The organism is Bacillus sp. FSL E2-0195 (genome assembly GCF_038003645.1).
Classification (GTDB): domain Bacteria; phylum Bacillota; class Bacilli; order Bacillales; family Bacillaceae_G; genus Bacillus_A; species Bacillus_A mycoides.
The window spans coordinates 4,105,404-4,118,021 of the sequence record NZ_JBBOPN010000001.1; the positions used below are offsets into that span (position 1 = coordinate 4,105,404).

17 protein-coding genes are annotated in these 12,618 nt (G+C 35.2%); 4 read left to right on the forward strand and 13 right to left on the reverse strand.

Annotated elements, in window-relative coordinates; all coding sequences use genetic code 11:
* The gene (locus MHH59_RS21130) at positions 1-315 is read left to right on the forward strand and encodes a DMT family transporter (protein WP_002015033.1); all 315 of its coding nucleotides are present in this window, start codon (positions 1-3) and stop codon (positions 313-315) included.
* Between the two features lie 15 nt (positions 316-330).
* Positions 331-588 carry a DUF3975 family protein gene (locus MHH59_RS21135; protein WP_002167685.1) on the forward strand — a complete coding sequence of 86 codons (258 nt, stop codon included), beginning with the start codon at positions 331-333 and terminating at the stop codon, positions 586-588.
* 16 nt (positions 589-604) lie between these two features.
* Here MHH59_RS21135 and MHH59_RS21140 read toward each other — a convergent pair whose 3' ends face one another.
* The 11 genes from MHH59_RS21140 to gcvT all read right to left on the reverse strand — a co-directional run bounded on the left by MHH59_RS21140 (position 605) and on the right by gcvT (position 9,017).
* A complete protein-coding gene (locus MHH59_RS21140) occupies positions 605-790 on the reverse strand; it encodes a hypothetical protein (RefSeq protein WP_078213466.1) in 186 nt (61 codons plus the stop codon).
* A gap of 247 nt (positions 791-1,037) precedes the next feature.
* Positions 1,038-1,634: an ABC-2 transporter permease gene (locus MHH59_RS21145; RefSeq protein ID WP_078213467.1), complete on the reverse strand. Its 597-nt coding sequence runs from the start codon at positions 1,632-1,634 to the stop codon at positions 1,038-1,040.
* A gap of 32 nt (positions 1,635-1,666) precedes the next feature.
* Positions 1,667-2,299, reverse strand: coding sequence for an ABC-2 transporter permease (locus MHH59_RS21150; protein WP_078213468.1), 633 nt, complete (start codon positions 2,297-2,299; stop codon positions 1,667-1,669).
* A 14-nt stretch (positions 2,300-2,313) separates the two neighbouring features.
* Positions 2,314-2,982: an ABC-2 transporter permease gene (locus MHH59_RS21155; RefSeq protein ID WP_340852272.1), complete on the reverse strand. Its 669-nt coding sequence runs from the start codon at positions 2,980-2,982 to the stop codon at positions 2,314-2,316.
* Entirely contained in the window at positions 2,963-3,835 is an 873-nt protein-coding gene (locus MHH59_RS21160; RefSeq protein WP_078213470.1) for an ABC transporter ATP-binding protein, read from the reverse strand. Before MHH59_RS21160 ends, MHH59_RS21155 begins: the two co-directional genes overlap by 20 nt.
* Positions 3,836-3,838: 3 nt before the next feature.
* Complete coding sequence (locus tag MHH59_RS21165; RefSeq protein WP_002129076.1) at positions 3,839-4,213, reverse strand: GntR family transcriptional regulator; 375 nt, start codon at positions 4,211-4,213, stop codon at positions 3,839-3,841.
* 118 nt (positions 4,214-4,331) lie between these two features.
* Entirely contained in the window at positions 4,332-4,523 is a 192-nt protein-coding gene (locus MHH59_RS21170; protein WP_002088608.1) for a hypothetical protein, read from the reverse strand.
* A gap of 70 nt (positions 4,524-4,593) precedes the next feature.
* On the reverse strand, positions 4,594-4,797 hold the full coding sequence (locus tag MHH59_RS21175) for a DUF3929 family protein (RefSeq protein ID WP_000262495.1): 204 nt from the start codon (positions 4,795-4,797) through the stop codon (positions 4,594-4,596).
* Positions 4,798-5,080: 283 nt separating this feature from the next.
* Positions 5,081-6,556: an aminomethyl-transferring glycine dehydrogenase subunit 2 gene (gene gcvPB / locus MHH59_RS21180; RefSeq protein ID WP_002122485.1), complete on the reverse strand. Its 1,476-nt coding sequence runs from the start codon at positions 6,554-6,556 to the stop codon at positions 5,081-5,083.
* Positions 6,553-7,896, reverse strand: a complete 1,344-nt coding sequence (gene gcvPA / locus MHH59_RS21185) for an aminomethyl-transferring glycine dehydrogenase subunit 1 (RefSeq protein ID WP_002015020.1) — start codon at positions 7,894-7,896, stop codon at positions 6,553-6,555. The genes gcvPB and gcvPA overlap by 4 nt, the downstream gene beginning before the upstream one ends.
* Positions 7,897-7,916: 20 nt before the next feature.
* Positions 7,917-9,017: a glycine cleavage system aminomethyltransferase GcvT gene (gene gcvT, locus MHH59_RS21190; protein ID WP_340852275.1), complete on the reverse strand. Its 1,101-nt coding sequence runs from the start codon at positions 9,015-9,017 to the stop codon at positions 7,917-7,919.
* 391 nt (positions 9,018-9,408) lie between these two features.
* Between gcvT and MHH59_RS21195 the strand changes: the two genes are divergently transcribed.
* Together MHH59_RS21195 and MHH59_RS21200 are read left to right on the forward strand one after the other, a co-directional pair.
* Positions 9,409-11,091, forward strand: coding sequence for a DEAD/DEAH box helicase (locus MHH59_RS21195; protein ID WP_016120803.1), 1,683 nt, complete (start codon positions 9,409-9,411; stop codon positions 11,089-11,091).
* The gene (locus MHH59_RS21200; RefSeq protein WP_002088611.1) at positions 11,078-11,872 is read left to right on the forward strand and encodes a YqhG family protein; all 795 of its coding nucleotides are present in this window, start codon (positions 11,078-11,080) and stop codon (positions 11,870-11,872) included. Before MHH59_RS21195 ends, MHH59_RS21200 begins: the two co-directional genes overlap by 14 nt.
* Before the next feature lie 49 nt (positions 11,873-11,921).
* On the opposite strand, the gene MHH59_RS21205 is transcribed toward MHH59_RS21200, so the two are convergent.
* Together MHH59_RS21205 and MHH59_RS21210 are read right to left on the reverse strand one after the other, a co-directional pair.
* Complete coding sequence (locus MHH59_RS21205; RefSeq protein WP_002129080.1) at positions 11,922-12,053, reverse strand: hypothetical protein; 132 nt, start codon at positions 12,051-12,053, stop codon at positions 11,922-11,924.
* A gap of 98 nt (positions 12,054-12,151) precedes the next feature.
* Positions 12,152-12,379, reverse strand: a complete 228-nt coding sequence (locus MHH59_RS21210; RefSeq protein ID WP_000032698.1) for a hypothetical protein — start codon at positions 12,377-12,379, stop codon at positions 12,152-12,154.
* Positions 12,380-12,618 lie beyond the last annotated feature (239 nt).

Consider the following 12,618-nt stretch of genomic DNA (forward strand, 5'->3'; position numbering starts at 1 on the left):
ATGGCTTGGGTATTTTTAATTCTAGCTGGTATTTGTGAAATTGTTGGTGTACTCTTTATGAAAGTAGCCACTGAAAAGAAAGGCTGGGCACCAAAAGTTATTTTAATCGCTAACTTCGGCGTAAGTTTCTTCTTCTTATCACTTGCGATGAACACATTACCGATGGGAACTGCTTACGCAATTTGGACTGGAATCGGAACTGCTGGAAGTGCACTTCTAGGTATTCTTATTTTCCGCGAGTCAGCGGATTGGCGCCGCCTTGCCTTCTTAAGCTGCATTCTATGCGGTGCTGTTGGCTTAAAACTATTAGGCTAACGTGAGGTGAATGTCATGTGGAAAGAAAAAGGAAAACAAATCTTAACATGGATCACACTCGGGATTATCATTCTATTGCAAATAAGTTTTCATATAATAGAATGGTTGTTTCATAAAGTAATATCCATTCTTACATTCCTTCCTAACATGGCACTTGAAATTGCATCTATCGTTTGGTCAATTATTGCCTCCATTACTATCGTAATTATATGGAGCATCGCCAAGCTTTGGAACAAGTTATTTAAAAAGGACAGTTCTTCTGAAAAGAAGTAACTGTCCTTTTTTATGTCTATTTAGATTTTCTATAGAAATTTGATGCGATAAGACAAAGCAGACCAACTATGACAACACTCATACCAATCCCTTTATGCAAACTAGGAAGTAGCGGTGGTATATCTGAGTAAAAATTTGCTAATGTGAGACCTATTGAAAATAAAAGTACTCCTATTCTATATAACCATTTTCTTTTGTTCATCATTCTCCCTCCTAAAATTTTTCATATCCTTCTTTCTTTTGGACATACTACCTAAAAAAGGAGTGGGTTATATGCAAAATTCTATACATAAGCAGATCCTATTTTTATTTTTCCTCTTTCTCATTTTCGTTATCGTTTTCAGCTTTATATTACATACTCCGAAAGATGTGCCTAATAGCCTTTCTGTTTATAAACTTTTGCTCTCGTATTGCCGTTATTGAAGAAGGTGCCTTTTACGAGGCACCTTTTAAAATTCTCTCTTCTCATACAATTTCACTGAAACGAAGATAGATACTATGAACATGCAAATTGAACTAACGAATAACACGCTGTTATATAGTTGAATTTGTTCTAGGTTGATTTGAAAGAACATAGAACAGATTGCTATCGGTGCTATTAGTATGAAAAGCGTAATAAAAATAGTTTTTTTATACCCTAGCCAAAACGATATCGGTAAAACAAAGCTTAAATACACTAAAATAAAGCTAATACTAGCAACCATTGTCGTTTCAATAAATTCAAATAGGTTAACCCCATTCTTCATTCCCATCGTGAAACAACCGACCGTTACGCTTATAAAAAGAATAATAATTGCTACTATATATTTCGCATACACGATTTGTTTCCTGAATATTGGCAAACTACTTACTATAACTTCACTCTCATTTTTACTATCTGCTTCAAATGTTTTTACTGTTGCCCCAATTGTAATAATTACTGACATAATTATGAATAGATTTTCCGTATCTGTTAAAGCCATATAAAAGAGAATAGGATACAGTATGTACCAAATTAAAAATTTCCATTGAATGATGAAATCTTTTAAAATTAATTGCTTGATCATGTATTACACCTCCTAATATGAAAATGTCCCTTCTATAACTCTGCCTCCTGAAACATTTTCATTGAGAGAAACATTGATATGACTATACTTACTAATACTCCGATACCAAGAACAATCATTGCTAGTGTAGCCTCTTGAGATTGAAGTACTTTTAACATAATTATTTTATCACCAAAAACATTGCACATAAGGCCAATCATACCCGTTAAAGGCAAAACCATAATAACATTCAAAACAGAAGTAGCTTTATATCCTCCAACGTAATTAGCAGGTATCGTTACAACACAATAGATCAAAGTTGCTACTATTGCTGAAAATATTGCATATCCAGGAATAGCTATGTCTCTGTTCAATAAAATATTTCCTAATATTACGACTATAAAAGTTGTACTTAAACCAGTCATAATAAATAATGAGCTTGAAATATATTTAGCTATAACTATCTCTTTTCTCGTTATAGGCAAACTCACTAATACTTTTTCTGCTTTACTTTTCTCTTCATGATAAAAAGAAATATATATAATCGTACTACATGTTATAAATAATCCTATTGCAATCCCCATTGGTTGGACGGGATTCCTAAAAACAGAGAAAATAGGTATTAAAAAATAGAAAGGAAACATCTTCTTATGTAAGAAAAACTCCTTTAAAATCAACTGTTTCATATGAATTCTCCTCTCTATAAATCACGCGATCCATAAATTTTAATTGTTAGAAACATAGAAGCGATATATACACTAGCTAATATAATTCCTCCAACTATAAATAAGCTATGATGTGATGGATTCATAATCCACTCAATGAATGAAGGTGCTGTTGCGTTCAGTCCATCCCCTATAAATATCCATGCAATTCCAGCTACTGCCATCGATGCTCCTGACAAGATACTTCTTGCTACCTTTGATTTGGTTCCGTAATAACTAGGAAAAAAAGCCGCAACAAAAACCAAAGCGTAAACAGCCCCATTTACTACTCCATACCACGGAATTTCAATATACAAATTAGGATGGTATACACCGATATCATCAATAACAGCGACACCTCTTATAAGAAAAACAACTAACATAGTTGAGACTATCCCACCTACAATAAATATCGCACAGGAAATATATCTAGCAATTATGATATCCTTTCGACTTAACGGTAAACTATTTATAACAATGTCACTTTTATTCCTTTCATCCATATAGATTAACGTCATAACCGAGGAAAGGGTTATAAATAGACAACTCATCGGAAATAACAATTCACCACTTGGCTCTAACATAAATAACAAAAGAGGCATAACAAAATTCACTAACCACGTTACCCGAAAAAAGAACAAATCTTTATATATGAGCTGACGCATAGGCACCTCTCCCTTTCGCGGTGTAAACGATAATATCATCTAATGTAGGATTTTCTAATACAACCTCATTTCCAAACCAATCGATAATTGCTTGTTTATCCTTCGCTAAACCTTCGAAACCAAATTTATTTTTGCGTAAGCCAACAAATAGTTCTTTTCCTTCTCGATCTAATAAATCATTGTTTCCCTTTACGATTACGTAATTCTCCATTAATTCATCTTTCTCACCAGTAAATATAATTTCTCCATCGTTGATGAACGTAATATAATCCGCGATGCGCTCTAAGTCTGTTGTAATGTGTGTTGAGAATAATACAGATACTTCATCTTCCATTACAATTTCTTGCAGCATATCAAGTAATTCACTTCGAACAACTGGGTCTAATCCTGCTGTTGGTTCATCCATAATAATGAATTCCGCATGGTGTGACAGTGCGATTGCAATCGCAAATTTCATTTTCATCCCTTTGGATAACTCTTTAATTTTTTTAGACTTTGGAACTTGTAATCTCTGCATATACGATTGATACTGCTTTTCGTCCCACTTTTTATATAACGGTGCAATAATCCGTTTCATTTGCTCACACGTTAAATCTTCGTAATAATGATTTTCATCATATACAAAACCGATATTTTGTTTTATTTCCTTTTCGGCTTTCTTATTGTCCTTACCAAAAATTTTTATATCACCGCTCTCTTTTCTGATTAAATTCATAATCATTTTGATCGTCGTACTTTTCCCAGCTCCATTCGGTCCGATAAATCCCATAATATATCCACGTGGCAATGTAAAACTTACATTTTCCACTGAGAAATCTTGATAAGTTTTACAAACGTTTTTTAGCTCTAACATCTCTTATTCCCCCTCGTATAAACACGCAATCATTTTTTGCAACTCTTCCAGTGAAAGCTGCAACGCTTTACTTTCATTCACAATCTCTTCCGCTTTACTTTCCAATAAACGAAGCCTTTGTTCTTTTAGTAGTTCATTATTTTTACGTGAAACATAAGTCCCTTTCCCAGCAACAGTTTCTATATATCCTTCTTTTTCAAGCTCCTCGTACGCACGCTTCGTTGTAATTACACTAACTTGTAATTCCTTCGCTAAGCTACGAATAGACGGTAATTGGTCTCCACCCTTTAAACCACCATTTAAAATAAGCTGGCTTAATTGTTTTCTTATTTGCACATAAATAGGGTCTTGGGAAGAATTCGAAATAATAATATTCATGTTTTCCTCCAGTGTGTGTACATACTGTGTATACCTTATATATACAGTATATACACAGTATCCTATTTTTGGCAAGAAAAAAAGACCAACATTTTCCTGTTGGTCTTTCGTATATGTATCACTTTTCAAAGCGATCTAACATTTCGTCTCTCATTCCGAAACTAACAACCGCAATTCCTACATACATAAAAAGAAGGAATGCTGGATGAACTGTATTGTACCAGCTGCTATCAACAATTAAATAAATCGTTAACGCCACAACAAGAACAAACGCTAAAATAAACATATAAAAGTGTCGTGTATTACCCATGATAAACTCCTCTCTTCTCTCTTCACCATTCAACAGTATATTGTATCGAATAATTCGATATGACTCAAGGTTAACTTTCTGTTATGTAATCAAGTTCTACCTTTACAATGTCCTCACACGCTATTGAAATGATTGTTCCTTGTTTATCAATCGCTGTCACTTCTCTATTATCCATTACACGGTGTGCTACTCTTTCTAACACTTTCCCTTGGTCTCGGTAACAAAATTCTTTTACATCTTTAATTGTTTCTCCATTTTCTAAATGGTATACCATTCTATAACATCGATATCCCACGCTTCCACCCCCGTCTTGCTCGTTTTTTCACATATACATAAAAATGAGTAATTTCTACCTCATCACATCTTCTTAATTTCAATAAAATTCTAACAAAAATAAATACTTTTATCAAACCGACTTTTTCAACAAAATCACCTATAAAACCGCATCTTTACAGCAATATGAAACAAAAAATATAAATTTTTAACATTTTTTTCATTCTAGCTGCACCAATGTTGCAAAAAAAAGAACCCGCATGTAGCGAGTTCTTTTTTTGCAATCACACTTGTACAGGTGCTAGCTTTTCATAACGTAAAACTGGTTTACGAGCAGCCAATGTTTCATCTAAACGTTTTATTACTGTTGTATGTGGTGCTTCTTGTACAACTTCTGGATTTTCTTCTACCTCTTTAGCAATTTGAATCATCTTATCAATGAAACCATCTAATGTTTCTTTTGATTCTGTTTCTGTTGGCTCAATCATAATACATTCTTCCACATTTAATGGGAAGTAAATTGTTGGTGGATGGTAACCGAAATCAAGCAGACGTTTTGCAATATCTAATGTACGTACACCAAGTTTCTTTTGACGACGACCTGATAATACAAATTCATGCTTGCAATGTCTATCGAACGGAAGATCATAGAATGGTGCTAATCTTCTCATCATATAGTTCGCATTTAATACAGCATACTCAGTTACTGCACGCAAGCCATCTGGGCCCATAGAACGAATATATGTGTATGCACGAACGTTAATTCCGAAGTTACCATAGAATGGTTTCACACGCCCAATTGCTTCTGGACGATCATAGTTGAAGTGATAGCCATTTTCTGTTTTCTCTAAAATCGGTTTTGGTAAGTACGGAATTAAATCAGCTTTCACACCTACTGGACCAGAACCTGGGCCACCGCCGCCATGCGGACCTGTAAATGTTTTATGAAGATTTAAATGCACAACGTCAAATCCCATATCTCCTGGGCGTGCTTGGCTTAATACCGCATTTAAGTTTGCACCATCATAGTATAATTTACCGCCTGCGTTATGGACGATTTCTGCCATTTCTAAAATATTTTCTTCGAATAGGCCTAATGTATTTGGATTTGTTAACATAAGTGCTGCTGTTTCTTCGTTTACAACACGTTTTAAATCATCTAAGTCAACAAGACCATGTTCATTTGATTTCACCGTAATTGTTTCAAAACCAGCTACTGTTGCAGACGCCGGGTTTGTTCCGTGAGCAGAGTCAGGAACAATTACTTTCGTACGGTTAAAGTCACCGTTCGCTTCATGATATGCACGAATCAACATTAATCCTGTCCATTCTCCGTGTGCACCAGCTGCTGGTTGTAACGTAACAGTATCCATACCTGTAATTTCAATTAAATGTTCTTGTAAGTCATACATTAATTCCATTGCACCTTGCACTGTTTTTTCATCTTGAAGTGGATGAATATTTGCAAAGCCTGCGAAACGAGCTACGTTTTCATTAATTTTCGGATTATATTTCATCGTACAAGACCCAAGTGGATAGAATCCAGAATCCACACCGTGGTTACGGTTTGAAAGCGCTGTGTAATGGCGCATAATATCAAGTTCAGATACTTCTGGAAGCTCTGCATCTTCTACTCGAATATAATCACTCTCAAACACATCTTCTAATTTTACTTCTTCTACATCTAATTTGGGTAAGCTATATCCTACGCGTCCTTCTTTAGTCACTTCAAAAATAAGTGCTTGGTCTTGGTTCTTCATTGGATAGCCCCCATTTCGTTTACAAGTGTGTCAATTTCCTCTTTTGTACGAAGCTCTGTTACCGCTACAAGCATATGGTTTTCATGCTCTTTATAATCACGGCCTAGGTCGTAACCACCGATAATATTCTTTTGTATTAATACATCATTTATTTCTTTAACTGGACGTTTACAATCTACAACAAATTCATTAAAGAATGGTCCAGCGAACGTTACTGTGAAACCTTTCGCTTCAAATTGACGTTTTGCATATTGTGCTTTAGAAATGTTTTGACGTGCCATTTCTTTTACACCTTGTTTGCCAAGTGCCGTCATTGCAACAGAAGCTGCTAATGCATTTAACGCTTGGTTTGAACAAATGTTAGACGTCGCTTTATCACGACGAATATGCTGTTCACGTGCTTGTAACGTTAATACAAATCCACGTTTACCATCTGAATCTACAGTTTGTCCGACAAGACGTCCTGGAATTTTACGCATAAATGCTTTCGTTGTTGCAAAGTAACCACAGTGCGGTCCACCAAACTGCGTTGGGATACCGAATGGTTGTGCATCACCGATTACAACATCAGCACCGAATTTTCCTGGCGGTGTTAATGCGCCTAATGATAATGGATTTGAAGAAACGATAAATAATGATTTTTGTTGATGAACGATTTTTTCGATATCAGCTAACTTTTCCACTTGTCCGAAGAAGTTTGGATATTGAACGATTACACAAGCAACTGTATCATCTACTTCACTTTGTAATACTTCTAAATCTGTTACACCGTTTTTATGATCAATTTCAACAACTTCAAGATTTTGACCTTTTGCATATGTTTCAAGTACCGCTCTTGATTCTGGATGAACTGCCGCTGAAACAAGAATTTTCTTTTTGCGAGTATGACCAGCTGCTAGCATTGCCGCTTCAGCTAAAGCTGTACCTCCGTCATACATAGAAGAGTTTGCTACATCCATTCCTGTTAATTCACAAATCATTGTTTGGAATTCAAAAATTGCTTGTAATTCCCCTTGTGAAATTTCTGGTTGGTATGGTGTGTAAGCTGTATAAAACTCTGAACGAGAAATAACATGATCAACAATTACTGGAGCGTAATGATCGTATACACCTGCTCCTAAGAAAGAAGCATATTCTTTTAAATTAGCATTTTTACTAGCCATTTGAGATAACTCTTTTAACAGCTCTGGCTCTGATTTTGCTTCTTTAATTTTTAAATCCCCTTTAAAACGAACACTCTCTGGAATATCAGAGAATAATTCGTCGATCGTTTGAACGCCGATCGTTTGTAACATTTCTTTTTTGTCTTCTTCTGTCATTGGAAGATAACGATGCAACATGAAATCTACCCCTCTCCCCGTTACTTTGAACGTTTATAAAATGGTGTTGGAACAACTACTGCTTTGACGCGTTTATTACGAATTTCAATTTCTACTTCTGTATCAACTGCTGCGTATTTTACATCAATTAGTGCTAAACCAATGCTTTTCTTTAACGTTGGAGATTGTGTACCACTCGTTACTTCCCCGATTTTTTCTTCTCCTATCAATACAGGGTAATGCGTACGAGGAATACCGCGTTCGATTACTTCGATGCCGACTAATTTACGAGATGCACCGTTTTCTTTTTGCTCTTTTAACGTTTCTTTTCCAAAGAAATCTGCTTCTTTATTTGGTTTTACCGCAAAGCCAATTCCCGCTTCAATCGGTGTAATATCTTTTGATAACTCTTGTCCGTATAACGGAAGTGTTGCTTCGAAGCGAAGTGTATCACGAGCACCTAAGCCACATGGTTTTAAGCCCTCTTCTGCTCCCACTTCAAGAAGTTTCTCCCAAAGTTTTGCTGCATCTTCACTCTTACAGTAAATTTCGAATCCATCTTCACCTGTGTAACCTGTACGAGATACAAGTGCAGGAATTCCATCTACAAGAATATTATTTTTAAATTTAAAGAACTTAATTTCTTTCAAATCTTCTGACACAACTTTTTGTAAAATGCCTTCTGCTTTTGGTCCTTGAATTGCAAGCTGCGCAACTTCACTAGAAACATTGACTACTTTCGCATCGCCAATTACATGGCTAGCTAACCATTCGTAATCTTTCTCGATATTTGATGCATTGATTACTAATAAATAGTCTTCTTCACCACGTTTGTAGATTAATAAGTCATCTACTGTGCCACCATTTTCATAGCACATAGCTGTATATTGTGCGCCCCCTACCTTTAAGGTAGATACGTCATTTGTAACAACACGTTGTAAAAATGCTAAACTATCTACACCTTTTACCTCTACTTCTCCCATATGAGATACATCGAACAAACCTGCTCCTGTACGTACAGCTTCATGTTCCTCTTTAATGCTTGAAAATTGAACTGGTAATTCCCAACCACCGAAGTCGACTGTTTTCCCACCATACTTCGCGTATACATCAAATAACGGTGTACGTTGTAATGTAATCATGCTCTTTCCCCCTTATGCTCTGACAAATCAATAAAAGTTGCTTCCCATATCTAAACATTTTCATTCTGAAAAGATAAGGTTATACGGAATCTCAGTATATTTTTTTATGAAAGCGTAAATAAAAAGTTACTTTCTTGGATAAAATACGAAAGATTCCACACATTTCACACCATTATCCTAACATTATTCGCTATATTTCATCAATATTCTAGCATAAAAAATAATTTAGAATTTTTCATTCTTAATCTTATTAAATACAAATTTTGAAATTTAGCCCTTTATCATTGCCTATTCTTTAACTTTTAGTAATTGTGATAGCGCCTTATTACGAGGCTTATAATAAAGATTTTTTAAATAATCACTTTAGTTTATAAAAGGTGGGAGAGTCTTAATGAATGTCGATATTTCCGTAGATCGAACGTGGCAAAACAATTTTTTAAAAAGAATTGATGAAGATGGTCCTTGGACAAATTGGGATTTATATCATTTAGCTTATAAAACAGAGAAATCGTTACTCGTCCCTACTTTTGATGGATTGCAAGCACCGAAACATTTATCACATTTCACGCCGCTTCCACATCAATTAGAGGTCGCTCAAAATGTCATTGAACAAATGAATGGTAAAGCGATTCTAGCAGACGAAGTCGGACTTGGAAAAACGATTGAAGCTGGACTTATTTTAAAAGAATATATGGTTCGAGGACTTGTAAAAAAGGTACTCATTCTCGTTCCAGCTTCTCTCGTATCTCAGTGGGCGTATGAACTAAACACAAAATTTTTTATTCCTGCGGTCGCTCAAAAGAAAAGTTATTCTTGGGAACAAGCTGATGTCATCGTTTCATCAATCGATACTGCGAAACGTTCACCGCATCGCGATATCGTTTTAAACCTAGAGTATGACCTTATTATTATCGATGAAGCACATAAACTAAAAAATAATAAAACAAAAAACTATGAATTTGCACAGCGATTAAAAAAGAAGTTTTGTTTATTACTAACTGCAACTCCTGTTCAAAATAAAATCGATGAAATCTTCAACCTCGTTTCTTTATTAAAACCAGGTCATTTAGGCAATCAATCTAATTTTGAAGAATATTACGCTTCCAAAAATCGTTCCACTGAATCCGATGAAGATTTAAAAGCTCTTATCAATAAAGTAATGGTTCGAAATAGACGCAATAACACTGGCATTGATTGGCCGAAGAGGCATGTACGAACAATCTTCGTTGAATTCAATGAAGAAGAACAAGCTTTGTATAATGAAATTGAAAATTGGCGTGGACAAGATGCCGTCACATCTGCTTTCTCATCCTTAACTTTAAAACGGGAAGCATGTAGTAGTCGTGAAGCTGTTTACTATTCACTAAAAAAACATGTAGAAAAAAGACAGAAAGAAAATGAGCACTACATAAAGGACCCACATATTGATGTGCTGATGGACAAAATTAATCATATTCCGTTCAACTCCAAAGCAAATAAAGCACTAGAGCTTATAAAAGAAGTTGACGATAAAGTCATTATCTTCACTGAATATAGAGCTTCACAAATGTATTTACAATGGTTCTTACAACAACATGGCATTTCCTCTGTTCCATTTCGCGGTGGATTTAAGCGCGGGAAGAAAGATTGGATGAAGGAGCTTTTCCAAAATCATGCCCAAGTATTAATTGCGACCGAAGCTGGTGGTGAAGGAATTAACTTACAATTTTGTAGCCATATGATTAATTACGACTTACCGTGGAATCCAATGCGACTCGAGCAAAGGATTGGACGTATTCACCGTCTTGGACAAAAAAATGATGTTCATATTTATAACTTAGCAACAAAGCACACTGTTGAAGAGCACATTTTAAAACTACTATATGAAAAAATTAATTTATTTGAACGTGTAATCGGTGAACTCGATGAAATTTTAACGAGAATCAACATGAAAAATATTGATGCGCATATTCAAGAAATTTTCGCGCATTCAAAAAGCGAAGGTGAAATTCGAATCAAGATGGAAAATTTAACATCTATTATCGATTTTGCGAAGCGCAATGAAGCAGAGGTGCAAGACTATGCAGCAAAATGAAATTCATAATTACTTATATAACTTTTTTGAGGCGAATAACTGCGAAATTTTAGAACGTTCCCCTCACCTATTAGACGTGCAGTTAACAATTGAAATGGATAAATTATTAATGAACCGCCCTTTCTATTGGCACTATCTTGAAAAAACAGGAGGCGTTCCGAACCCGATGCGCCTTACTCTTATTACAAATCCAGAAAACGAAGAAAACGACGGTGAACTTATTCATTACGGTTCACCCCGTTTGCATCAAATATTTGAAACAACAAAAGAACTAGGTTCATACATACGTTTATATGAGGAAGTGAAACATAGCGGGGCAACTCATACCCCCCTTCATCCTTGGCTTGGTGTAAATATAAAAGTATCTTATCAATGCGACCGAAAAAAAGACATACTTCATTCCATCGGTATTCATCTTATTTCCGGGACAATGATTGCAAACTTTCATGACACTTTAGCAGAGATCAAACTCACACCGAAAATACCTGACTTTTGTTTTACCCTCTCACCTATCATTAAGCCACAAAGTGGCTTACAACGTATAGAGGATGCTTTAAAAAGTATAATCGCTGAAGATGACCACACGTGGGCAAAAGAAGCGAGAGTGCGTTGGAATCACGATTTAGACCTTTTAAATCGATTTTACGAAGATAGCGATGAACTTCCAGAAAGCTATGAAATTGAAAAGCAAGCATTACAAGAACAATACGAACCACGCATTACAATACAAATTATAAACGGTGGTCTCTTTTATGTTACCGCAAATCATTTTCTATCTTAAAGAAAGCTCCTTCAGATTGAAGGAGCTTTCTTTAAGATATGTTCCCAGCCTATTCTCTATCTTCATTACGCCCTTGCTGTTTTTTCTCTGTCATACGTTTCTGATATGCACGATCCTTTGCACTTACATGGTTTGCATCAGTTGGAAGATTCTCTTTTGAACGACCAATTCCATTACTCATCTTTTTCGCCTCCTTTTTGCATGTTTCAAAATGCATCTTTATTTTCAGCTAGAGGCACAATCCTTATACAAAAAAATAAGAGCAGCCAGTAGCTGCTCTTACTCATTCACGTATTTTTGAAACATATCATGGATGCCTTGATTTACGAGGTTCGAGATCTGTTCGTCAGATTTATTCGGATAACGATCACGTAATCTGATAGATGCCTTCACCATTAAATTTTCTAATACAGAACGGCCACCTTCTCCATAAATAATTTCAGCATACTTAACCAGTCTTCCATCCTCTAATGTTGCTGGATTATGATTGAAGAAAAATTTACTCATTGTCTCCACCTCTCTTTTGATAACGTTTACATTTATATAGATTATTTATGTTATTTATTTCACAATATTGTATGCATGTATATTTAATTAGTTTCATTATAAAGTAACATATCAATAGTAAATATGTGATTTTCTATCCATTTTGTGAACAAATCAAAAAATGAAAGCGTTTCCTTTATTATATACTAAAAAAACTTACTACGCTAGGGACAATTTTTTTAATCTACTAATCATCTACT